At 59.1% G+C, this 22508-nt stretch carries 19 protein-coding genes and 2 pseudogenes; 9 read left to right on the top strand and 12 right to left on the bottom strand.

Going from position 1 to position 22508, the window contains the following annotated elements; genetic code table 11:
• The 3 genes and pseudogenes from KBF66_RS13930 to KBF66_RS13920 all read right to left on the bottom strand — a co-directional run.
• A pseudogene (locus tag KBF66_RS13930) lies at positions 1-334 on the bottom strand (hypothetical protein); the annotation flags it as partial.
• 115 nt (positions 335-449) lie between these two features.
• Positions 450-1247 (bottom strand): hypothetical protein, encoded by a 798-nt coding sequence (locus KBF66_RS13925; RefSeq protein WP_296658028.1) that lies wholly within the window; start codon positions 1245-1247, stop codon positions 450-452.
• 292 nt (positions 1248-1539) lie between these two features.
• Complete coding sequence (locus KBF66_RS13920) at positions 1540-2544, bottom strand: complex I NDUFA9 subunit family protein (RefSeq protein WP_296658025.1); 1005 nt, start codon at positions 2542-2544, stop codon at positions 1540-1542.
• A gap of 203 nt (positions 2545-2747) precedes the next feature.
• Here KBF66_RS13920 and KBF66_RS13915 point away from each other — a divergent pair, with 203 nt between their 5' ends.
• The 7 genes from KBF66_RS13915 (at position 2748) to KBF66_RS13885 (ending at position 8941) form a co-directional block, all read left to right on the top strand.
• A complete protein-coding gene (locus tag KBF66_RS13915; RefSeq protein WP_296658023.1) occupies positions 2748-3677 on the top strand; it encodes an ABC transporter substrate-binding protein in 930 nt (309 codons plus the stop codon).
• A gap of 12 nt (positions 3678-3689) precedes the next feature.
• Positions 3690-4880 carry an ABC transporter permease gene (locus KBF66_RS13910; RefSeq protein ID WP_296658020.1) on the top strand — a complete coding sequence of 397 codons (1191 nt, stop codon included), beginning with the start codon at positions 3690-3692 and terminating at the stop codon, positions 4878-4880.
• Complete coding sequence (locus KBF66_RS13905) at positions 4877-5818, top strand: ABC transporter ATP-binding protein (protein WP_296658016.1); 942 nt, start codon at positions 4877-4879, stop codon at positions 5816-5818. The genes KBF66_RS13910 and KBF66_RS13905 overlap by 4 nt, the downstream gene beginning before the upstream one ends.
• The gene (locus KBF66_RS13900; protein ID WP_296658012.1) at positions 5811-6590 is read left to right on the top strand and encodes an ABC transporter permease; all 780 of its coding nucleotides are present in this window, start codon (positions 5811-5813) and stop codon (positions 6588-6590) included. The genes KBF66_RS13905 and KBF66_RS13900 overlap by 8 nt, the downstream gene beginning before the upstream one ends.
• A 265-nt stretch (positions 6591-6855) precedes the next feature.
• The gene (gene rpsU / locus KBF66_RS13895; RefSeq protein ID WP_078363905.1) at positions 6856-7068 is read left to right on the top strand and encodes a 30S ribosomal protein S21; all 213 of its coding nucleotides are present in this window, start codon (positions 6856-6858) and stop codon (positions 7066-7068) included.
• 94 nt (positions 7069-7162) lie between these two features.
• The gene (locus tag KBF66_RS13890; protein ID WP_296658003.1) at positions 7163-7609 is read left to right on the top strand and encodes a GatB/YqeY domain-containing protein; all 447 of its coding nucleotides are present in this window, start codon (positions 7163-7165) and stop codon (positions 7607-7609) included.
• Between the two features lie 21 nt (positions 7610-7630).
• Complete coding sequence (locus KBF66_RS13885; RefSeq protein WP_296658001.1) at positions 7631-8941, top strand: TAXI family TRAP transporter solute-binding subunit; 1311 nt, start codon at positions 7631-7633, stop codon at positions 8939-8941.
• On the opposite strand, the gene KBF66_RS13880 is transcribed toward KBF66_RS13885, so the two are convergent.
• Entirely contained in the window at positions 8916-11201 is a 2286-nt protein-coding gene (locus KBF66_RS13880; protein ID WP_296657998.1) for a DUF1631 family protein, read from the bottom strand. The two genes, KBF66_RS13885 and KBF66_RS13880, sit on opposite strands and share 26 nt — an antisense overlap.
• A 21-nt stretch (positions 11202-11222) precedes the next feature.
• Positions 11223-12884, bottom strand: coding sequence for an energy-dependent translational throttle protein EttA (gene ettA, locus KBF66_RS13875; protein WP_296657994.1), 1662 nt, complete (start codon positions 12882-12884; stop codon positions 11223-11225).
• A 245-nt stretch (positions 12885-13129) separates the two neighbouring features.
• Between ettA and KBF66_RS13870 the strand changes: the two genes are divergently transcribed.
• Complete coding sequence (locus KBF66_RS13870) at positions 13130-14926, top strand: DEAD/DEAH box helicase (protein ID WP_296657990.1); 1797 nt, start codon at positions 13130-13132, stop codon at positions 14924-14926.
• 113 nt (positions 14927-15039) lie between these two features.
• On the opposite strand, the gene KBF66_RS13865 is transcribed toward KBF66_RS13870, so the two are convergent.
• The 4 genes from KBF66_RS13865 to KBF66_RS13850 form a co-directional block, all read right to left on the bottom strand.
• Positions 15040-15423, bottom strand: coding sequence for a hypothetical protein (locus tag KBF66_RS13865; RefSeq protein ID WP_296657987.1), 384 nt, complete (start codon positions 15421-15423; stop codon positions 15040-15042).
• Positions 15424-15454: 31 nt separating this feature from the next.
• The gene (locus tag KBF66_RS13860; RefSeq protein WP_296658032.1) at positions 15455-16747 is read right to left on the bottom strand and encodes a sensor domain-containing diguanylate cyclase; all 1293 of its coding nucleotides are present in this window, start codon (positions 16745-16747) and stop codon (positions 15455-15457) included.
• Positions 16748-16936: 189 nt separating this feature from the next.
• Positions 16937-18754, bottom strand: coding sequence for a phosphogluconate dehydratase (gene edd / locus KBF66_RS13855; RefSeq protein WP_296657983.1), 1818 nt, complete (start codon positions 18752-18754; stop codon positions 16937-16939).
• Positions 18755-18905: 151 nt separating this feature from the next.
• Positions 18906-19415, bottom strand: coding sequence for an OmpA family protein (locus tag KBF66_RS13850; RefSeq protein WP_296657980.1), 510 nt, complete (start codon positions 19413-19415; stop codon positions 18906-18908).
• A 118-nt stretch (positions 19416-19533) separates the two neighbouring features.
• On the opposite strand from KBF66_RS13850, the gene pdxH reads away from it, so the two are divergent.
• Positions 19534-20187 (top strand): pyridoxamine 5'-phosphate oxidase, encoded by a 654-nt coding sequence (gene pdxH, locus KBF66_RS13845; protein WP_296657978.1) that lies wholly within the window; start codon positions 19534-19536, stop codon positions 20185-20187.
• A 52-nt stretch (positions 20188-20239) separates the two neighbouring features.
• On the opposite strand, the pseudogene KBF66_RS13840 reads toward pdxH, so the two are convergent.
• From KBF66_RS13840 to KBF66_RS13830, 3 genes and pseudogenes are all read right to left on the bottom strand, one after another.
• A pseudogene (locus tag KBF66_RS13840) lies at positions 20240-20422 on the bottom strand (GntR family transcriptional regulator); the annotation flags it as partial.
• A 175-nt stretch (positions 20423-20597) separates the two neighbouring features.
• Positions 20598-21560, bottom strand: coding sequence for an AEC family transporter (locus KBF66_RS13835; RefSeq protein ID WP_296657974.1), 963 nt, complete (start codon positions 21558-21560; stop codon positions 20598-20600).
• An 82-nt stretch (positions 21561-21642) separates the two neighbouring features.
• On the bottom strand, positions 21643-22508 hold an 866-nt coding region (locus tag KBF66_RS13830), incomplete at its 5' end, for a glycoside hydrolase family 31 protein (RefSeq protein WP_296657971.1).

Below are 22508 nucleotides of genomic sequence, written 5' to 3'. Positions count from 1 at the left end.
TGATGTTGAGCAGCTGGTGCTTCAATGCGGTCTTCAGCAATGCGAAGCCACCAATGTCGGTCTCCGAGTCGGGGATGGTCAGGCTGTTGAGCCAGTTGCCGGTGGCGTAGGCGTAAAAGTCTTTGCGGGGGCTGACCGACTTGTCCATGTGGCTGGGTGAGTAGCCCAGTGGGCCAACCGGCAGCACCGAGGCGGCTCGGGTGGGTCGCTCAATGATTGGCGACAGATTTGCAGCACTGGCACCGGCTGCCGATGCCAACAGTGGCGTGCAGACCAACAACGCGGTCAGGGTTTTGAGGGGTAGCCCCGTCAGTGGGTGACGCACAAAGGACATACTTCAAGCACTCCAAAAAATATGAATCTGCTGCGCCTGTCCCTCAAACTGGCAAGCTCCGAATAGCCCGCCAGAACCAACGGCGCATCAACCGTGGGCTCAATGCGCTACTTGATCAACGCGCGTCGTATTCGCAACGCTTTCTTTCGCCATTGGCCGGGTCGCCAAATTCACTGGTGGTACAGCGAATGTTTCGATCAACCTCTTTGGTGTTGAAGCGACCATTCACACCGAACCTGACGCGTGTGTTGTAGGGCACGCGGCAAGTGCCCTCCTCAGAGGCGCAATACACCCAATTGCCACCCCCGTAGCTCGGACGCTGGTAATTGCGGTACTCGGGGCGATAGCTTGACTGGTAACCCCGTTCATCCACCCCCTTGTTGTAACCGTCGCTGTAATCACGCGAGTTGTTGTAGTTGCTGTAGGGATGGTGGTATTGCCCGTCGCGAAAGCCGCGCTCGAAATCTGCCGTCTGGCGCTCGTCGTAATTGCGGTCTTCACGGTGGTGTGACTTGGAGGCCAAGGCCGCAATCCCAAGCAGAACGGCTGCACCCACGGCCACACCGGCACCGGTGCTCATGCCGTCAGCGTCTTTTTGATTGCAGTCGGCGTTGCCCACGGTGTCGATTTGCTGGTAGCGGCCATCTTCAGTGCGTACCCGCACGCACTTCTTGGTATTGCTTTGCCACCAATAGCTGTAAACGCTGGCGCCGCTTCGCGAGGTGTGATGCTGGATGTAACCACGCGATTGCATCTGAAACTCGCCCTCGCTGCCCCGTGCATCCAACAAATCGTTGATATCACTCGGCGCCGGGCTTTGGGCAAAGGCCGGGATCCCCGTCAGAGCCATTGATACGGCCAGCGATGCCGCCGTGAATTTGGAAAAAAGGCCAGCATTCCGGGGCTTGCGCATAAGGGACTCCTGTAGTTGAGCGGTTGATTCCTGTCAAAATTATGGCATCGAATTTAGCTGGATCCGGCCAGTATCGCGTCCAGAAATTGACCCATAGGTTTGACATTGGATGCTTGGCCAGCAAAGCGATTGGCCTACGCAATGGCTGATTGGATACTTGCCCAAGTCAACTCCGAGCAACGGACACCAACCCAGATGATGCGGCAGCATCCATGACAAAACTAATGACTATCGCCTTTAAGCGCAATATCGGTAATGGTTTATTGCTATTTATTCAGTAACTAAATGGTGCTCAATGGGTGCGCTTGGGCAGACCTGCCAAGCCGCCACGGCCGTTGTTGCGGTTCAGATACTCCTGAGCAATCGGTGCCAGCGCCGCGGACTTGATGCCCAGGGCGTCCAGACCGGGCAACTTGCCCGTCGCCACATTGGCCACTTTCATCGAGTCCAGATTATCCAGACTCATCATCGGTTCTCCCGGAGCCAGTCCCATCAGCGTGGCCTGCAAGCGCCCGGCCCATTCCGGCAAGGCAATGACCGGACGACCCCGGCCGGCCGCGACACCACTGAGTCGTGCCGAGAGCTGCACCAATTGGCGCAGGGTAAACACCTCCGGGCCAAAGGCCTCTATGGTTCGGGGTGATGGCAATGCACTGCGAGCCGACAGGCAAGCCAGTACCGCACTGGCCACGTCTTCCACCCAGACAGGCTGAAAACGCGCCGAGGCGCCGGCCAGCGGCATCACCGGAAAGACCTTTTGCAGGTTGGCAAACAGATTGATGAATTTGTCTTCTGCCCCAAAAATGACACTGGGCCGCAAAATACTCAAATCAAAACCCACCCGGGCTGCCAGTCCGGCCCCCGAACTGGTGGCGGCCTGGATCAGCACCGCCTCGCCCTCGCCTTTGGTGCGCAGGTACATGGAGGGCAACTTTTCTGGCTGCAGCGCATCCGCACCCAACGCGCTGACATGCACAACCTGGGCCACACCGGCCAGCGCACAGGCATGGGCGATCTTGCGCGCCAAGGCCACGTGGGTATGCTCGAACGCTGCCTGCGTGCCATGCAGGATCGCCACCAGATTGACCAGGGCATCATGTCCGGCCACCACCTGACTCAGGGCCGCGTCGTCATGGACGTCAAGCTCCAGCACGGTGAGCCCGGGCAGGTGCATGACGTGACTGGCATTGCTGCGACGCCGCGTGGGCAAAGTCACCGCCCAGCCCTCACGCACCAGTTTTTCACACACATGGGCACCTACAAAGCCGGTACCGCCAAGCACAATGATCTTTTTCATGAGTACCGATCATCCCTCAAATCGCGCAAGCACAACCTGCGCGCGCATCGATGCACCTTTTGCCATGCTGACAGGTTTGCCGTGGCGATGCGGGTTATGACGCCGGCTGCGCCCCCAAAACGCTTTTTCGCTTATCCTTGCAGCGCTGGGTGTCGGCTGTCACACCCGGCTTTCTTTCCACCTGTAACACCCGGGGTTTAACCATGTTGAATAGCTGGCGACGCACTTTATTGATAGTCACTGCGCTGGCCGCTTTGGCGGGTACAACGGCGCAAGCCCAGGACTTGGCGCCTCTGCGTGTCGGCTCCAAAATTGACACTGAAGGCAAGTTGCTGGGCAACATGCTGGTGTTGGCATTGGAAGGCAATGGCATTAAAACCGTCAACCGGGTCGCCCTGGGCAACACCAAAGTGGTGCGTACCGCGCTGATCAGCGGCGAAATCGACCTTTACCCCGAATACACGGGCAACGGTGCGTTCATGCTGGGTGACGAAGGAAACAAAGCCTGGAAAGACCTGCGAGCCGGGCATGCGTTGGTCAAGAAGCTGGATTTTGAGCGCAACAAGATCGTTTGGCTGGAGCCCGCCAACGCCAACAACACCTGGGCCATCGCGGTCCGCAAGGACCTGGCGAGCAAACACCAATTGCGTACACTGGATGATCTGGCCAGGTTTGCCTCCGGAAAGGAAGTGTTCAAACTTGCCGCATCGGCAGAATTCATGGAACGGCCTGACGCCATGCCTGCCTTCACGGCCGTGTACGGACTCAAGTTGCGGCCTGAGCAAACCCTGATTCTGGCGGGTGGCGACACGGCGGCCACCATTCGGGCTGCCGCAGAAAAGACCTCGGGTGTTAACGCCGCCATGGCTTATGGCACGGACGGCCCGGTCGCCGCACTGGGCCTGGTCATCATGCAAGACCCCAAAGGTGCACAGCCCGTGTACGCCCCCGCACCGTTGATTCGCGAGGAGGCACTGAAGCGCCAGCCGAGGGTCGCCAGCGTTTTGGAACCCATTTTCAAGTCTCTGGATGAGGTCACATTGCAGCAGCTCAACGCCAAGATCCAGCTCGAAGGGCAGGACGCTCGCAAAGTGGCCGGCGACTACCTGCGCAGCAAGGGCTTCATCCAATAAGCAGCGGTCGGCGTGCCGTCCAACGCGGTTTTGCTGCTGTGCAGCTCGCTGGCTGTGTGGGCGGCGTGGGCGTTGCCTTTGCTCCGAGTGGCACCCAACCGGTTGCTCTCCGGGGACCCGGTCTATCTGGTTGACCTGTTAAGCCCTGAGGCCTGGTGGGTGGTGTTGCTGCTGTTGGTGGCGGGACTGTTGCCGGGCCGGTTGATCCCCCCTTTCGGCAGCACCAAAAACCAGCCCATTGCGCTCATGTTGCTGATGATGCTGCTGTCTGCAAGTCTGCTGGCGCTGGCTGGCCGACACGCCAGCCATGTGGCCGCTGCTGGGTCCAGCCTGGCACGCACCTCGCTGGGTGCGGGTTTTTGGAGTTTGCTGGTGCTGGCCTGGCTGATCATCCTGGAAGCGCTCAACCGCGCCCAGTTCACGGGCTGGCGCAGAGTCGTCTGGCTGCTGCTGCTGGCTGCGCCGGTGCTGGCTCAAGTCGGCTGGGGTCAAGTGGATGACTTGTCGATCATGAAAGAGTACGTCAACCGCAGCGACGTCTTTTGGGAGGCGGTTTGGCGTCACATCCTGATTGTGGTGCTGGCGATAGCACCAACGGTGCTGCTGGGTTTGCCACTGGCCTGGAGCTGCCAGCACCTTGCCTGGCTGCGGCGAATGGTGTTTCCGGTGCTCAATCTGATCCAGACCATTCCGTCGATCGCTTTGTTCGGTTTGTTCATGGCGCCTCTGGCCTGGTTGGCGGCCAGTTACCCACCTTTGGCGCGGGCGGGTATCAGCGGTGTCGGGTTGGCACCTGCCGTACTGGCACTGTTCCTTTACAGTTTGTTGCCTGTGGTACGTTCTGGCCTGGCCGGCCTGGAACAGGTACCCGATGCCACACGAGGCGCAGCACGGGCCATGGGAATGTCCGGCTGGCAGGTGTTTCGCATGATGGAACTGCCATTGGCCTTGCCGATGGTATTGCCGGGCCTGCGAACTGCCGTCGTGCAGGCCATTGGCTTGACCGCTGTGACCGCGCTGATTGGCGCCGGTGGCCTCGGGACTTTGATGTTTGACGGTTTGTTCAGTGCTGCCAACGAACTGGTGCTGTTGGGCGTGCTACCCATCGTGCTGCTGGCAGTCCTGGCCGATGCGCTTTTCGATGCGCTGAACGCCTGGATCCGTGTGAGCGGTGCAATCGACTGTGGAGCAGCCAATCGATGATCGAGTTTCAGAACGTCAGCAAGTCCTACGCTGGCATTCTGGCGATTGATTCGCTCAGCTTGCGTGTTCAGCGTGGGGAATTTCTGGTGCTGATCGGGCCTTCCGGCTCAGGCAAGAGTACGGCGCTGAAGCTGATCAATCGTATGCTGGACCACGATCAGGGGCGAATCCTGCTGGATGGACAGGAAATCTACAGCTTTGACGTGCGCGATCTGAGACGACGTATGGGTTATGCCATCCAGTCGGTGGGTTTGTTCCCACACTGGACGGTGGCGCGCAACATCGGGACGGTGCCGCAATTGCTGGGTTGGCATCCGAATCGAATCGCGCAGCGGGTCAATGAACTGCTGACCCTGTTTGACATGGACCCCGGCTTGTTTGCCGAGCGTTTGCCACACCAACTGTCGGGTGGACAGCAGCAGCGCGTCGGTGTGGCGCGGGCGTTGGCGGCGGATCCGGCGGTGCTGTTGATGGATGAGCCCTTCGGCGCTCTGGACCCGGTGACCCGCGCGGTGTTGCAACTGGAGGTCAAACGCATCCACCAGCTGTCTGGCAAAACGGTTGTCATGGTCACCCATGACATGGACGAAGCTTTGCTGCTGGCGACCCGGATCGTGGTACTGCACCAGGGCCGGGTGGAGCAGGTGGCCACGCCCCTGGAACTCCTGTCCCAGCCCGCCAACGACTTTGTGCTGGATTTTGTGGGGCGTGCCGATCTCGGCATCAAACGCCTGTCACTGTTGCCGCTGGCGCCGCTTGTCAAACCTGGTGCCCGGATCGCCGGTGCCCCTGAGCTGTCTCTGGGGGCCACCTTGCGCGAGGCCGTGGCATGCCTGGCAGCGCACCAGGCAGACGCATTGAATGTGCAGGACAGCGAAGCGAATATCGTGGGTTGCGTCTACGCCAGGGACATCTTTCAGCCGCTTCAACATGGCTAAAGACGCCTCACCACCTTGGCCCACCCGCCGTGGCCACCTGGCGAGGCGCTGGTTCTCCGATCCCGTACTCTGGACGACCACGGCTCTGGTGGCGTTGGCATTTGGTCTGCCTCGTGCGCAACATCTGTTTGCCGCGCTGTTTCCGCAACAGGAACGTCCGGTCTATCTGCAGGAGCCTTTTGCAGAACTGCTGTGGCAGCATTTGCTGCTAGTGGTCGCCTCCAGCAGCATGGCGGCGCTGATCGGCAGTTTGGTTGGCGTGGCCGTGACCCGTGGCGCGGGCCGGGTGTTCAAACCGTTGGCGCAATCACTGGCCACGGCGGGTCAGACCTTTCCACCCATTGCGGTCCTGGCGCTGGCCGTGCCGACCGTCGGGTTCGGTGAACGCCCCGCGCTGATTGCCCTCACCCTGTATGGTTTGCTGCCAGTTCTTCAGGGGACGCTGGCTGGACTGGCGGGGGTGCCCGCCGCCATCAAAGAATCGGCACACGCCATGGGCATGCACCCATGGCAGGTCTTGTGGCAAGTCGAGATCCCGCTGGCACTGCCTCTTTGGGTGGCCGGACTGAGAACCTCGGTCATCATCAATATCGGCACTGCCGCGATCGCGTCCACCGTGGGTGCCAAAACACTGGGTTCACCGATCATCGTAGGCCTGAGCGGTTTCAATACCGCCTATGTGTTGCAAGGTGCCGTCCTGGTGGGTTTGCTGGCGGTGGCAGCGGACCTCGCATTTGAAAAACTCGCCCGCCGCGTGGCGTGGCGGGCCTGAGCCTTGCCAGCAAACATGCGTCCAACCCGGGTGGCAGAGGGACCAAACGCTGGGTTGTCGGCTCCAAACAACGCCGCCCACCCAGCCAATTGGCGCTGGACTCAAGTTTTCAGTTCATAGATCAAGACTCGGTCGCTATAATGTCAGGCTTTGCTGGCAAAACTCCGCTGCCTGATCAACTTTTTTAGCGGGGAATTTCGCAAGATCAAACCTTGGCCCGATCTTCCAGAGTTTGAAGTCTGCACATTTTGGATAACCTGACGTAATGACCACTATCCGTGTTAAAGAAAACGAACCTTTTGACGTAGCGCTGCGCCGCTTTAAGCGCACCATTGAAAAACTGGGTCTTTTGACTGACTTGCGCGCACGCGAGTTCTACGAAAAACCCACCGCCGAGCGCAAGCGCAAGAAGGCTGCTGCTGTCAAGCGTAACTACAAGCGCATTCGCGCCATGCAGTTGCCGAAAAAACTGTACTGATACGGTTTTTCCTGGCTGAAAGGCCCAAAAAAGCTCGCTGGGGACGCTCATGCGGGCTTTTTTTGTTTTCTAACTTCATTTTGGAACCAATGCCATGCCGCTCAAAGAACAAATCACTGAAGACATGAAAGCCGCGATGCGCGCCAAAGACGTGGCTCGGCTGGGGACCATCCGTTTACTGCTTGCTGCAGCCAAACAACGCGAAGTCGACGAGCGCATCGTGCTCGATGACTCGGCCATGGTGGCCATCGTTGACAAACTGATCAAGCAACGCAAAGACTCGGTGGCGGCCTACACACAGGCGGAGCGCCAGGATCTGGCCGACAAGGAAGAAGCCGAGATCAAAGTACTCGAGGCCTACTTGCCGCAACGCCTGACAGCCAGCGAAATCAAAACGGCCGTCGAATCCATCGTCAGCAGCCTGGGTGCCAAGGGTGCCGGGGAGATGGGCAAGGTCATGGCTGCAGTCAAAGCCCAACTCGCGGGGAAGGCCGATATGGCCCTGGTTTCTCAAGCAGTCAAGGCAGCATTGGCAGGTTGAGATCAAGGCGGAAACCCTCCCATGACCCGGCCACTGCGACATGCCCTGGTCTCGGTGCGGGAATTGCTGACCTCTGCCGGACCGTTTGCTGCGGTGGCTGCGGCAATGCTGGTGCTGGCTTACCTGTGGCTGGACCCCAATCCGCCGCGGCAGGTCACTTTAGCGACAGGTCCGGGTCAAAGTGCCTACGATGAGTTTGGTCAGCGCTATGCCAAGGCACTGGCTGCCTACGGCATCGAAGTCAAACTTGTCCCCTCAGAAGGTGCTGCGCAGAACCTTCAGTGGCTCACGGAAGGCCGGGTCGACCTCGGCTTTGTGCAGGGCGGAAATGCCACCCCAGAGCTCGATCATGCGCAACTGTCATCGCTTGGCAGCCTGTTTGTTGAGCCCTTGTGGCTGTTTTACCGAAGCCCCAGGGCACTGAATGGGCTCACCGAGTTGCAGCATTTGCGACTGAATGTCGGCACACAGGGCAGCGGCGTACCGCATTTGATGAGTCAGTTGTTTGCACTGAATCGCATGGACGAAGCGCAGCTCAAGCTCAGCCGGCTGGCGCAAACTCCTGCGACGGTCGATTTTCTGGAACACCGCCTGGACGCGCTGCTCTTCGCATCCGCACCCGAATCACCCATGGTGCAAATGTTGCTGCAGACACCGGGCGTGCGCCTGATGAGTTTTGGCCAAAGCGAAGCGTACTCCCGGCGTTTTGCGTTTCTGACCCCTGTGACCCTGCCACGGGGAGTGGTTGACTTGGCCAAAGATAGTCCGCCGCAGGATGTGCGCCTGGTCGCAACGACGACCACACTCCTGGCCAGCGCACAATTGCACCCGGCTCTGATGCAGTTGTTCGCACAAACCGCTCTGGCATTGCACGGATCGTCTGGCTGGTTCAGTCGTTCCCACGAATTTCCTAACGTCGAGCACACCGAGTTCGCAGTTGCCGAGGAAGCTCAACGTGTCATCCGCAACGGCACGCCACTGTTGCAACGCTACCTTCCCTTTGCCTATGCCAACCTGATTGAGCGCATGTGGCTGGCACTGGGCATCATTCTGGCGGTGCTGCTGCCCCTGAGCCGGATCGTGCCCCCCATCTACGAGTTCAGGATCCGGTCGCGCGTATTTCGCTGGTACGGCGAGCTCAGAAGTATCGAAGATCGTGCAGCTTTGCCCGATAGCGACCGCGCGGCATTGATTGAGGAGCTACAGCAACTGATCGGCCGGGTTGAAAAAATCACGGTTCCGCTTTCCTATGCTGACGAGCTGTATGCCATGCGTCAGCACATTGACATGGTGCAACGACGGCTGACTAAGCCTGGATATCAAGACTATTGAGCAGAGCGCTGTGCACCACCTCGTCCAGCGCGGCATCCAGAATCGTCGATCGATCTGACACCACCTGCAACTTGCCCTCGCTGGCCAGGCGCTCCAAAAGACGCCGGCTCATGGATTGCGTCTTGCCACGCGCACTGGTGAACAGGTACATGGTACTTTGCGGGCTCACCCAAGACAATTGCAGGCGTTGCGGTGCCCCCTTGGTATGCAACTCGATCCACGCTCCCACTTCCAATGTTTGCCCCCATGCCGATGCGACAACCCCCGTGAACAGTTCGGCATTTGATGCTTTCACGCTCTTGGGTGGCAGTTCATCCGGGAACACCATGAAACCTGAAACTTTAGCCTCAGCAGGACCCACCCAATGATCCTGATTGCCCAGCAGGCTTGCCGCCAGCCCCGGCGGACTGGCCTCCAAAGTGCCGCCAGATCGAAACGCCTGTTGATGAAGTTTCATCAACACGTCAAAAAAAGCACTGGTCTTGACCGAGGGATAGCCAATCGACCGCAAGCCCTCGCGCAAACCACTGAGCAGGCGAGCGACAAGTTTGGTCAGACGGTCGACATCGCGGCGGGTCAATTCTGGCTGGGCACTCCATAAAAGCTCGGACACCAGACCCTTGTAGCCACCCGGATCATCTGCTCCAGATTGGTCTTTCAGTTCCGCTTCGGCCATCACCACCGACCACGGACCGGTGAGGAAATCCAGCACCGCTGTCGGCACCTTCTGCGTGGCCGGAATCCCCTTCAACCGCGTGGCCATTTGCTCTGCCAGATCATTGCGTTTTTCGGCGTAGCTCAGCACCGCCACTGCACTGTCGATCTGACTGGCGATGGCCGTTCGGGCAGCGGGATCGTCCCATTCGCCCAGAAGACCGGCAAGGGCAATTTCAAATGGTTCACGGCTTTGCACACTGGCACTCGCCAGCGGACCCAAGTGACGCTGCAAGGAACGCAGGAAAACGCTGAAGTCTGGATCATCCGCCAGGCAGAAGGCCAGGCCCCTCTGGGGTACTTCGTGCAGCAAGCGCCGTGCTGGATGATGCCGGTCCATGAAAAATTGCGGATCCACCAGGACCAGTCGCAATAGGGCTGGCTCAAGCCGCTCCAGAACACCCCGCACCGGGGCCAGCAGTCGGGTATCGCGCACCAGCTGGTCGAGCATCAAGGAAACCACTTCCAGACTCAGCACCTGGTTCATGGTGGTGGCCTGCTGGATCAACTGTTCGCGCAGGGCGAGGTTGTGAGTACTGTCTGCATGAAAATCCGGCCGATGGCGCATCCGCTGCGCCATTTCGTCGACTTGCTGCATCTCTTGCAGGGCATCCAGAGCGGCCGGAACCGTACTTTCAAATGAGGTCTCAGTGCTCTGCACTGGCCCTTCGAGAGAGGTGCGGGCTGAATCAAACGGCGCAAACTTGGATGCAATTCCGGGCGCGGGCTCCTCGACCCCCCCCTTTGGACGACCGGACATCAATTGCCGCAATCGATCGAGTGTCAGCACGGTTTCGCGGTAGGCTGGCGTCCAGACCCGACGCGAGCCCGCGCGTGACCGACCGGCCTTCATGGTCATTGCGTCCCTGCCAGCAACCTCTGGCGTGCGATGCGCCGAAAACCCGACGGCTCGAAGACCATTGCGCCGCAAGCTGGAGGACCACTGACGGTAAAGAGCCGACAGTCCGACGCCCAGACTCTCCGCCATTGGCGGTAACCAAACCAGCCGTAGCGAGGCAGGAACGTCCAACTCCCTCATCAGTTGCAACAGGGCGAACACAAAGGACTCTGGCCGCAGAACATTGCGCTCGGGGACGACGTGACCATACCCCAACAGTGCACTGAGATAAGTATTGAACTCGGCCAAAGGCATTTCGACCAGCCTCATCATATGGTGCAAGGTACGGGCGATTTCCACCCGCTCCTGAACCTGTACCTCATCCATGAACCCAAGCTGGTCCAGATGCAGATCACGGGATGACGGCTCGACTCCTTGTGGTTCAGACGCGGGGCGGCTCATGAACTGTGCCTGTAGCAACTGCACAAATCGCTCAGCCATCGGTGCGGAATGCTGCGTCAGGAACTCGGCACCCTGCTGTCGATGCTGCGGTGGGCGTGAGCCACTTTTGCCCGAAAGATCGAGCCGCTCGCTCAGAAGCGCCGCCGCAATGGCCTGCAACAACAGGCTTCGGCCCGCCTGTGCTGCTTGCTCAAGCAGGGACTGGTACAGACTCTGCTGAGGTCCGGATGCCACCGCGTCGAACACGATCCAACACCTCGCTGAAGGCTACTTCAGGGCCTTGAAACGCATACGGTGCGGGCGGGCCCCCTCCTCACCCAGACGTTTTCTCTTGTCTTCTTCGTAATCATGGTAATTGCCGGCATAGAACACCCATTGACTGTCCCCTTCGCACGCCAGAATGTGGGTGGCAATGCGGTCGAGAAACCAGCGGTCGTGACTGATCACCATGATGGAGCCTGCGAACTCAAGCAGCGCGTCTTCCAAAGCACGCAGGGTTTCCACATCCAGGTCATTGGACGGCTCGTCGAGCATCAGCACGTTGCCACCGGCGATCAGGGTTTTGGCCAGATGCAAGCGACCGCGCTCGCCGCCCGACAGCATGCCCACACGCTTTTGCTGATCTGCGCCGTTGAAGTTGAAGCGGCCACAGTAAGCCCGACTGGCCATGGTGAACTTGCCAATGTTGAGCATATCCAGCCCGCCCGAGACGTCTTCCCACACCGTTTTTTCATTGGCGAGGTCATCACGGCTCTGATCGACGAACGCCATCTTGACCGTCGAGCCAATCTTGACCGTGCCACTGTCGGGCTGCTGTTGGCCTGAAATCATTCGAAACAGGGTTGATTTGCCGGCACCGTTGGGGCCAATGATGCCGACAATGGCACCGGCTGGCACCTTGAAGCTCAGGTTATCGATCAGCATCCGGTCACCAAACGACTTGCTGACGTTGGTGAACTCGATCACTTCGTTGCCCAAGCGGTCCGCCACCGGGATGAAGATTTCATTGGTTTCATTGCGTTTCTGGTACTCAAAGTCGGACAGCTCCTCAAATCGTGCCAGACGTGCTTTGCTCTTGGCCTGGCGCGCTTTGGGGTTCTGGCGTGCCCACTCGAGTTCTTTCTTGAGTGTTTTGGCGCGTGACTCTTCGCCCTTTTGCTCCTGCTCCAGGCGCGCCTGCTTTTGCTCCATCCAGGAGCTGTAGTTACCCTTGTAGGGGATACCAGCACCACGGTCGAGCTCCAGAATCCACTCAGCTGCGTTATCAAGGAAATATCGGTCATGGGTGATGGCGACCACGGTACCGCTGTAACGCTGCAAAAACTGCTCCAGCCAGTCCACTGACTCAGCGTCCAGGTGATTGGTAGGTTCATCCAGCAAGAGCATGTCCGGGTGCTCCAGCAGCAGGCGGCACAAGGCGACACGGCGCTTCTCCCCGCCAGACAACACACCAATCACCGCATCCCAGGGCGGCAGCCGCAACGCATCGGCAGCAATTTCCAGTTGGTGTTCGGAATCGGTGCCGGCAGTCGCAATGATCGCCTCCAGCTCCGCCTGCTCAGCGGCCAGTTTGTCAAAGTCTGCATCTTCCTCACCGTAAGCGATGTAAACCTCTTCGAGTCGCGCCTTGGCATTGATCACTTTGCCCATGGCCTCTTCCACCGCTTCACGCACGGTCTTGGTCGGGTCGAGTTGCGGCTCCTGCGGGAGATAACCAATGTTCAAGCCCGGCATCGGGATGGCTTCGCCTTCTATATCCTTGTCGACCCCTGCCATGATTCTCAGCAGCGTCGACTTCCCGGAACCATTGGTACCCAACACACCGATCTTGGCACCTGGGAAAAAGCTCAGCGAAATGTCTTTCAGGATATGCCGCTTGGGCGGGACGATCTTGCCGACGCGGTTCATTGAAAATACGTATTGGGCCATAGGACTTAGCTTGTGGTTTGGTGTAAAAAAACGTCATTATCGGCGCTCAGTCTCCCATGATCGGCAGTCCATGCGACAATTCAGCCCATCACGGGGCTTCAGTTGCCCGTGATGCCAGCAACTTGCTGGGAGCCAGGCCAAGCCCAAGGCTCCGTTTTTGATCCCGTCTGCCTTTGACTGAAATGGTGCCCAAACGCATCAACACAGGCTGACACCCTAGCGCCCTGGATGGGGTGCATCTCACAATGAAATTTGAAGAATTAAATCTGGCTCCGGCCATCATCAAAGCCGTGCTTGAACAGGGCTATGAAACCCCAACGCCGATCCAGGCGCAAGCCATTCCCTTGGTTCTGAACGGGCAAGACCTGCTGGGCGGCGCACAGACCGGCACCGGCAAGACCGCCGCCTTTGTGCTGCCGATGCTGCACAAACTCAGCAGCACCCCGGCACCGCGCAGCAAGTTTGGCGGCATTGGCATCCGTGCCTTGGTGCTCACACCGACCCGCGAACTTGCCGCCCAGGTGGAGGAGTCGGTCACGGTGTACGGCAAATACCTGGAATTGAGCTCGGCCGCCATCTTTGGTGGTGTTGGCATGAACCCGCAAATCAGCCGCATGAAAAAAGGTGTGGACATTCTGGTCGCCACACCCGGACGCTTGCTCGATCTGATGCAACAAGGCATGCTCGACTTGAATCAAGTCGAAATTCTGGTGCTCGACGAAGCCGACCGTATGCTCGACATGGGCTTCATCCATGATGTGAAAAAGGTGTTGGCTGCGGTGCCGAAAGACAAGCAGAGTCTGCTGTTTTCGGCCACGTTCAGTGATGAGATCCGCGAACTCGCCGCGACCCTGCTCAAAGACCCGCAGACGGTTCAGGTGACGCCGCGCAACACCACGGTGCAGCGCATCAGCCAGTTGATCCATCCAGTGGGTCGGGGCAAAAAGAAAGCACTGCTGGCGCACATCATCCAGGAACACAACTGGAGCCAGGTGCTCGTCTTCACCCGCACCAAGTTTGGCGCCAACAACGTGGCAGATTTTTTGACCAAGAATGGCATCAATGCGATGGCCTTGCATGGCAACAAAAGCCAGACCGCCCGCACCCAGGCGCTGGCCGACTTCAAGAGTGGCGACGTGCGCGCCCTGGTGGCCACTGACATTGCCGCGCGCGGCATTGACATTGACGACCTGCCACACGTGGTGAACTACGACATCCCCAACGTCTGCGAAGACTATGTGCACCGCATTGGCCGCACCGGTCGCGCCGGTGCTGAGGGGCAAGCGGTCAGCCTGGTGAGCCTGGACGAAGAAGGTTTCATGCAGGCGATTGAGCGCTTCACAAAACAGGATATCCCGGTGCAGGTGTTTGATGCCTTTATGCCCGAGCCGGGTGAAAAGGCCGAACCCATCGCAATGGGGCGTCAGACTATCTGGGGCGGCGCAGGCAAACCACCCAGTCGTGAGGTCATGATGGCTGCTGCCAAAGCGGCCCGTACCGAGATGCTGACGCGGGTGCGTGAGCACAAAGGCTCCGGACCGTCACGCAACACCGGTGCACCCGCGCGCGGGCCGGCCGCCGGCGGGCGTCACAATGCAGGTGGGCGCAAACCGCGCGGCTTTGGCGCTGACATCCGCACTGATGCGGCAGGGGTCGATGACTTCGACAACGCCGATGGCGGCCACAACGCACAGCCACGCAGTCATTTGTCGGCAGCAGAGCAGGCGGTGCGCGGGCCAGGTCAACGCCCGGCGCGCGGCTACGGTGGTGGCAATGGCGGTGGTTATGGTGGTCCGGTTGGGCTCAGCGGTGGGTCATCACGCGCCGGCGGCACAGGTCAGCCGGACCCCATGCGAACCAGCGTCGACATGATGGCCGACCGTGGTCCCAGGCGTAACAATTTTGGCGGTGGTAATCGCAAACCAAGCGCCGGCGGCGGCTTTGGTGGTGGCGCAGGCTTTGGCGGTGGCCCCGGACGCACCGGGGGCGGCAACCGCTCGGGTAGCCGCGGCCGCTCCGGCAATTCAGGCGGCACCCGATGATCTGGTCAAGGCCTCTAAATTCAGCCTTTTGACCTTCTAGCGCTTACTGAATATATGATTGATGCTATATCTATAGTATCAATCAAAGACTTTACCACACCGCCAGAAGGTGTCTAGCCGCGCACAAACAGCGTCACCAGTGGATCCGCCCCAACTTGTCGGCTCCAATGACCGTGCAACGTTGCATCAAACGCTTGCCCCTCGGGCACAACGTCGGCCGAATAAAAATGTTGCCCGGGGCCAAATAGACGCGCACTGCCATCCTGCAGGCTGATCTCCATCTGCCCGCTCAGGATGACCACCCACTGCGGATCGGTGGTGCAGTGGAAATGGCTACGAAAACCGACTGGGCTGATCCGCAACTGATAACCGCCACTGGGCATCAGCGCGGAGAGCGCCGACTGCACCGTGCCGTGGTCGAGCGCCACGTCCTCGTCGCGAAATCTGGCCCGACCGTCACAATCCGTAAAGAGTACAACTTTGGTGAAGCTTGGCATGTTGCCCCCTTCTGGGTCAAAAGCCCGTAGTTTATTCACACTCGATCCAGACCTGATTGCAACCATTGGCCTTGGCGGCATACATGGCGGCATCCGCTCGCTTGAGACAATCCTCCGGACTGTGCGACGGGTCGCTCAGCACAATGACACCGACGCTCGCACTGCCCTGGTAGGGGACCGGTGTATCTCGCTTGACGAGATCAAACGGTGCTTGCAACAATTGCAGCACCTTGTCAGCCACCAGCTGACCATGCCGGCGCGCCAGAGTTTCACTCGACCCCGCCTCATTGAGAACGATGGTGAACTCATCACCCCCCAACCGGGCCACCGTGTCGACGGTCCTGACACAGGCCTCAAGCCGCCGCGCCACCTGCTGCAGCAATAAGTCGCCAACGGCGTGTCCATGCTGGTCATTGAGCGCTTTGAATTTGTCCAGGTCCAGATAAATCAGAACGCCACAGTGCCCACTGCGCGACAAACCGGCCAGCACTTGCTGCAAGCGATCCATGAACAGACGGCGATTGGCCAACCCGGTGAGCGAATCGTGAAAGGCCAACTGGCGAATCATCTCTTCATTGCGCTTGCGAAACGTGATATCACGACCAACGCCCCGGAACCCAATACAGGCACCCAGCGTGTCAAAAACAGGCTCCCCACTGATCGATTGCCACACGACACCCAACTGAGGGTCCCGAACCGGCAACTCGAAATCATGAAATGGCTGATGGGCGTCCAGCAGATTCTGATAAATGGCCCACTCATCGACGCTCAAATCAATGTAATCGAGCTCCTGACGTGTTTTGCCAATCACCCGTTGGCCCACACCGGCACTTTGACTTCGCTGTCCGACATCCAAACGGACAAACCTGAATTGCGTGTCCAGTTCCCAATACCAGTCACAAGAGAGCGCATTCAATGCCCTGAAGCGGGCTTCGCTGGCCTGCAGATCGAGCAGGTTCTGGTGCTCAACCGTGATGTCCTGCACGGTTCCTTCAAAGTACAAGGGCTGGCCTTGGGCATCGCTGACGAGATGGGCGTGTTCACGCACCCAGATACGTTCACGGGTCTTATGACGATAGACCTGCGAGACAAAATCGATCACACGCGTTTCGGTGTACAACAACTCAATGAACTCGGCGCGCCGCTTCGGCTCGCAATACCACTCATTGGCAATGTCGTCGACGGCTGCCAGCATTTGCGCTTCACTGTCATAACCGTTGAGTCTGACCAGTGCCGGGTTGGCGCGTAGCTGCCGGCCGTTTGGACTGGACCGGTAGGCCCCGATCGGCAACAGGTCAAACAGACTGGAAAAATTGTCATCCACCAACAAAACTCTCCCTTGCGCCTCCAGGCGGACTTGCCCAAAGACAAGGCGAGATTAACTCAATTGCCGGCAAAAATGAACATCAAGCCGCGCAAAATCGGCGCAGTGCTGGCATCCAAGCAGCGATTTTCGGCCTCTGGTCGCACGCCAGCGTTGACTGGCGAAAAAATTTCAGAGCACTTTGGCTTCTTAGAGCCAGCTACAAGCGCCCTGCTCGGCACTGCCCGCGTGGCGTCGCAGGTTGGCGAACAGTTCACGCCCCATGCCGCTGCCGTTACGCAGATGTAAATCGTCCGGCATGGCGGTGACCACGCGGGCGCGCCACTCGTCGTCTCCGACCATCACCTGCAAAGTGCCCTCACCGGCATCCAGGCGGATCACGTCGCCGTCGCGCACTCTGGCCAGAGGTCCACCCGATGCGGCTTCAGGCGACACATGAATCGCCGCTGGCACCTTGCCTGAGGCACCACTCATGCGGCCGTCGGTCACCAACGCCACCCGAAACCCCTTGCCCTGCAGCACCGCCAATGGAGGCGTGAGTTTGTGCAACTCCGGCATACCATTGGCTTGTGGCCCTTGCCAACGCACCACACAAACGACATCCCGATTGAGCTCATTGGCGGCAAAGGCGGTGTGCAAGGCGTCCTGTGAATCAAACACGCGGCAGGGCGCTTCAATCACATGGCGGTCATCGGGTACCGCCGATATCTTGATGACGCTGCGCCCCAAATTGCCGAGCAACAGTTTCAGTCCGCCGCTGCCGCTGAACGGTGCACTCACCGGGCGCACCACAGATTCGTCCTGGCTGGCTCCAACCGGCACCCAGCGCAGCCCACCGTTGCCATCGGCCCGCGGTACGCTGCAGTACTCACGCAAACCACCCGGGCGGTTGGTCAACACGTCCGGGTGCATGAAACCGCCATCCAGCAGTTCTCGAATCACATAGCCCGGGCCACCCGCCGCCTGAAACTGATTCACATCGGCATTGCCGTTAGGATAGACCCGACTGAGCAGTGGCACCACATCCGACAGTTCCGAAAAATCGTCCCAATCGAGCAGAATGCCGGCTGAACGCGCCACCGCCACCCAATGAATCAGGTGGTTGGTCGAGCCACCGGTGGCAAGCAGGGCGACCATCGCGTTGACGATGCAACGCTCATCCACCACATGGCCGATCGCCGGACATTTGAAATCACCATGTCCCAGAACCGTGCGCAGGGCTTCACGCGTCAACTCATCTCGCAGATCTGCACCGGGATTGATGAAGGCGGTACCCGGCACATGCAAGCCCATGGCCTCAAGCAACATCTGATTGCTGTTGGCTGTGCCATAAAAGGTACAGGTGCCCACCGAGTGATACGCCGCTGATTCGGCCAGCAGCAGTTCATCGCGCCCCAGCAACCCCTGCGCTGCCTGCTCCCGCACCTTGGACTTCTCGCTGTTTGACAAACCCGAGGTCATTGGGCCAGCCGGTACAAAGACGGTGGGCAAATGACCGAAGTGCAAGGCACCGATCAAGAGGCCCGGGACAATTTTGTCGCACACACCCAACATGAGTGCACCCGCAAAAACGTCATGACTGAGTGATACCGCCGTTGCCATGGCGATCACGTCCCGCGAAAACAGGCTCAATTCCATCGCCGGCGTACCCTGAGTCACCCCATCGCACATGGCAGGCACACCACCTGCCACCTGGGCTGTCGCCCCGTGCCTGCGCGCCTCGGCCTTGATCAGCTCCGGATACTGCTGAAACGGGGCATGTGCAGACAACATGTCATTGAAGGCGGTCACGATACCTATGTTGGGCGCGCGCTCAGTCACGACCCGCAGCTTGTCATTGCCTGGCATCCCGGCAAATGCGTGCGCCACATTGGCGCACCCGAGCCGCTGCACCCCCGGTCGGCGTTGCGCGGCCACGTCGATCTGCGAAAGATAGGCACGACGCGTGCCCTCGCTGCGGGTACGAATGCGCTGGGTCACGGCCTCTACGGTGGCGTTGAGTTTCATGGTTTCATTGAATTTAAGTAACTTAATTACACAATGGTAACCCAGACTCTCTGTCAGCGCCTGCGCACCGGATACCAGGCGGTTACCAACAAAAAGACCCGAACGGATCGGGTCTCCTGATTGGGAACATGGTGCCTACACCATGACGACCCTATTCCAGCTTTACTTCGACACGTCGCGCTTGCTCAGCGGGTCCGGCGGCCTGGGTTTGCTCGGGTTTCTTCAGCTCAATGTGGTCTGCTGCCACACCCAGTTGTTGCAGCGCATCACGCACGGCCACGGCCCGCTGCTTGGCCAGTTCTGCGTTGATTGCGGCATCGCCGGTTGCATCATGGAAGCCGCTGACCAGCACTTTCTTGCCGCCTTTGGAACCCTCAACCACTGCTGCGAGCGCCTCCTTGGCACCGCCAGCCAAATCGGCCTTGGCGGAGGCAAAATAAAACTTCACAACACCGTTTTCAACAGCAACCGAAGCGCCATCAGCACCAGTACTGGCGGCGGCAGATGCAGCAGCCGAAGGCCCTACGGCCACCATTGCAGGCACCGACTGAGCGCCTTTGGCATACACCGAAATACCGATGACAAACGCAATCACCAACGCGATCACACCAAAAACCACGCCCAGGACAATTCCTTGGGTCTCATCTGTTTGAGAAGACATTCCATTCACTCCGGTTGATCAATCAAACTGAATTGTAAAACCTTGCCGCTGGCGGACCATTTCACGACCCAAGCCCCACCCTGCTGTTGCGTGGAGGACGGGTGCATATACTCAAGGCATGAGCCACATTGCCGACCTGCGAAAGAGTTACGAGCGAGCCGAGCTGAACGAGGAAGCTTGCCACCCCAATCCACTGAATCAATTTGAACAATGGCTGAATGAAGCCATTGCCTCCGAGGTACCAGAGCCCAATGCCATGACACTGGCCACCGTGGCCAGCGATCTGCGTCCAAGCACCCGCGTGGTGCTGATCAAGGCCTACGACGAACGTGGCATCGTCTGGTACACCAACTTCGAATCTCGAAAAGGCCAGGAATTGGCTGGCAACCCCTACGCAGCATTGCAGTTTCATTGGGTTGAACTGGAACGTGTGGTGCGCATCGAAGGCTTGGTTGAAAAAGTCAGCGATGAAGAGTCTGACCAGTACTTTCATAGCCGACCGCTGGACTCACGAATTGGTGCGTGGGCCAGTCCGCAAAGCCAGGTGATCAGCGGGCGCGGCGTGCTGGTGGCGAACGCAGCGCGTTACGGCGCACAGTTCTTATTGCAGCCGCCCCGCCCACCCCATTGGGGCGGCTACCGCCTGGTTCCGGACCAATGGCAATTCTGGCAAGGACGCAAAAGTCGCCTGCATGACCGCCTGCGCTACACACTCCAAAGCGACAACCACAACAGCTTCGAGGGCTGGATCAGGGAACGCCTGGCACCGTAACCAACGGGTCAGTGCATACCAATTGGCAGAAAAAATCTGTCAGTAGCCAATCCTCACGCACGGGAGTGCGACTGACCTCAATCAATGATGAAATGGTGGCTTCCGACAGCGCAGTGTTGGGCAGCAGTTTGCCGCGCAAGATGGCCTGTTGCAACCCATCATGCGCTTGGGTTGTATGGACTCCAACACGATTCTGGACCCGGAGAAAATTGTCCACATCCAATTTGGAAGGGATGGCGCGAAGTGCACAAACCGTGCTCTCCATCAACACCAGCAAGCACCCGATCATTCTGCTGATGATTGGTCTGACCACACCGCCAGCGGCAACCTGCCTGTTCATATGCGCCAATATCGGCAAGACAACACGACCTTCGGTGAACAAGGAAGTGTGGCAGGTCAAAGCGTTGGCATCAAACCAGGAACCTCAGTAGTGACATCACCAGCGTGATGGTCACCAATCCCAGCACCGACGACACTGCCATGCTGGCGGTTACCAGGTCTTGCGCCACCTGGTACCGCTGGGCAAACAAGAACACGTTAGCCCCCATTGGCAGGGATGCGGCGACGATCATCACCGTCAAGTCGAGCCCGCGCGAACCAGCCAACCAAGCGACCCCTGCCACCAGCGTTGGCAACACCAGATTTTTCAGCAGACTGATGCCCAGGGCGGCGCGCAGTCGGGGGCCAACATGCACCTGTGTCAAGGTAGCGCCCACCAGCAACAAGGCCACCGGCCCGAAGGCATTACCCAGCAATTGCAGTGGACGATCCAGCACCTCGGGAATGACCAGACCGGTCTGGGCGAACAGCAAACCAATGATGATGGGCAACGGCACCGGGTGAATGATGCCGTTCTTGATGGCACTCAGCACAGTTTGCCAGGCGTGGCGCGGAGGCGCAGCCCCAAGCGCCTGGCCAGAACGAGCCAGTTGACGCGCTTCCATGATCTCCAGCACGATGGTGGCCACCGTCAGCAAAATCAGTGCGTGCACCGAAATGAGGGTCAGCAGCAACACCAGCGCCGCCTGTCCATAGGCCAGCCCGATCAGTGGAATGCCGATCATCACCGTGTTACTGAAAGTAGCGGCCAGTCCCAGCACGGCGGCACGGGTGTTGTGGCCCTGAGCCACAAACACGACGGCGTACAAAAGGGCAACGGCGACAAAGTACAGCGCCACCGGTTTGAAATTAAGTTGCTCGATGTGTACCGAACTCATGGCGCGAAACAACAAGGCCGGTGTCAGCACCACAAAAACCAGGTTTGATAGATCCTTTGTCGCTTCAGCCCTTATCCATCCTGAACGACCAGCTATGACACCAATAGCAATCAACAAAACCACCGGCAGCAGCGACGAAAACACGGGATTGTTCAAAATGGTCGGCTTCCAAGGGAAAACCCTCATTCTGTCTGAAATCCCTCACCGCTTGGCCGCGCGAGTTCGCCAAGCCCAGGGTTTAAGCACCAAAGCGTCGAAGTTCAGTGCTCGGATCGTCAAAAGTGGGCAGGTGGGCACCAGGCGCTGCCAGCGCAATGCAAGCACCCGCGCGGGCAAACAGCGGCAGCGTCGCCAACGTCGCTGGCACCTCATGCGCCTGACCCGAAACAAATGACTCGCCAGTGTAAAAATCAAACCAGGCTGCCGGACCTGCAGGCAGGTACACCCGACGCGTCAAAGCGCCTTTTTCAACCACAGGAGCCACCAGCAGCGCGTCACCCAACATGAAATCGTCGCTGTCGGTATAGCAACGGTCATCATCGGGAAAATCGTAAAACGTGGGGCGAATGATGGGCTGGTGTAGCGCGTGCGCCTTCTCGAACAAGGACCACAGATAGGGCAGCAGTTGATAGCGCAGGCGAATCGCAGCGGCCACATGCACCGTCATGTCAGCGTGCAGCCAGGGCACGTTGTTGATGCCACCAGCCTTCCAGGAGTTCATCACCATGCGTGGATTCAGGCAGCACGCCTGAACCCAGCGCACAAAGAGTTCGGGCTCGGGCACCGGCCCGGCAAAACCGCCCACGTCATGACCGACATTGAACATACCCGAGAGCGACATCTGCAAGCCGGTGCGGATGTTCCAGCGCAGCGTCTGCCAACTGGTGGTGTTGTCACCCGACCAGGTCTGGGCGTAGCGCTGGATGCCCGGCGGCCCGCCCCTAGTCACCGTGAAGTTCTCTAAGCTTGGAACCCGTCGGCCCTGCGCCTCAAAGGTGGCTCGGGTCATCAGCAGCGCGTGCAAGGGGCGCGCACGGTGGATGGGCATGGCCTGGCCAAAACCGTGGCACTGCGCGGCATCGTCCATCACGCTGTACTCGTTGT

It is taken from the genome of Rhodoferax sp., from assembly GCF_018063565.1.
In the GTDB taxonomy this organism is placed as follows: domain Bacteria; phylum Pseudomonadota; class Gammaproteobacteria; order Burkholderiales; family Burkholderiaceae_C; genus Rhodoferax.
This window is presented reverse-complemented; position numbering and strand designations above follow the sequence as displayed.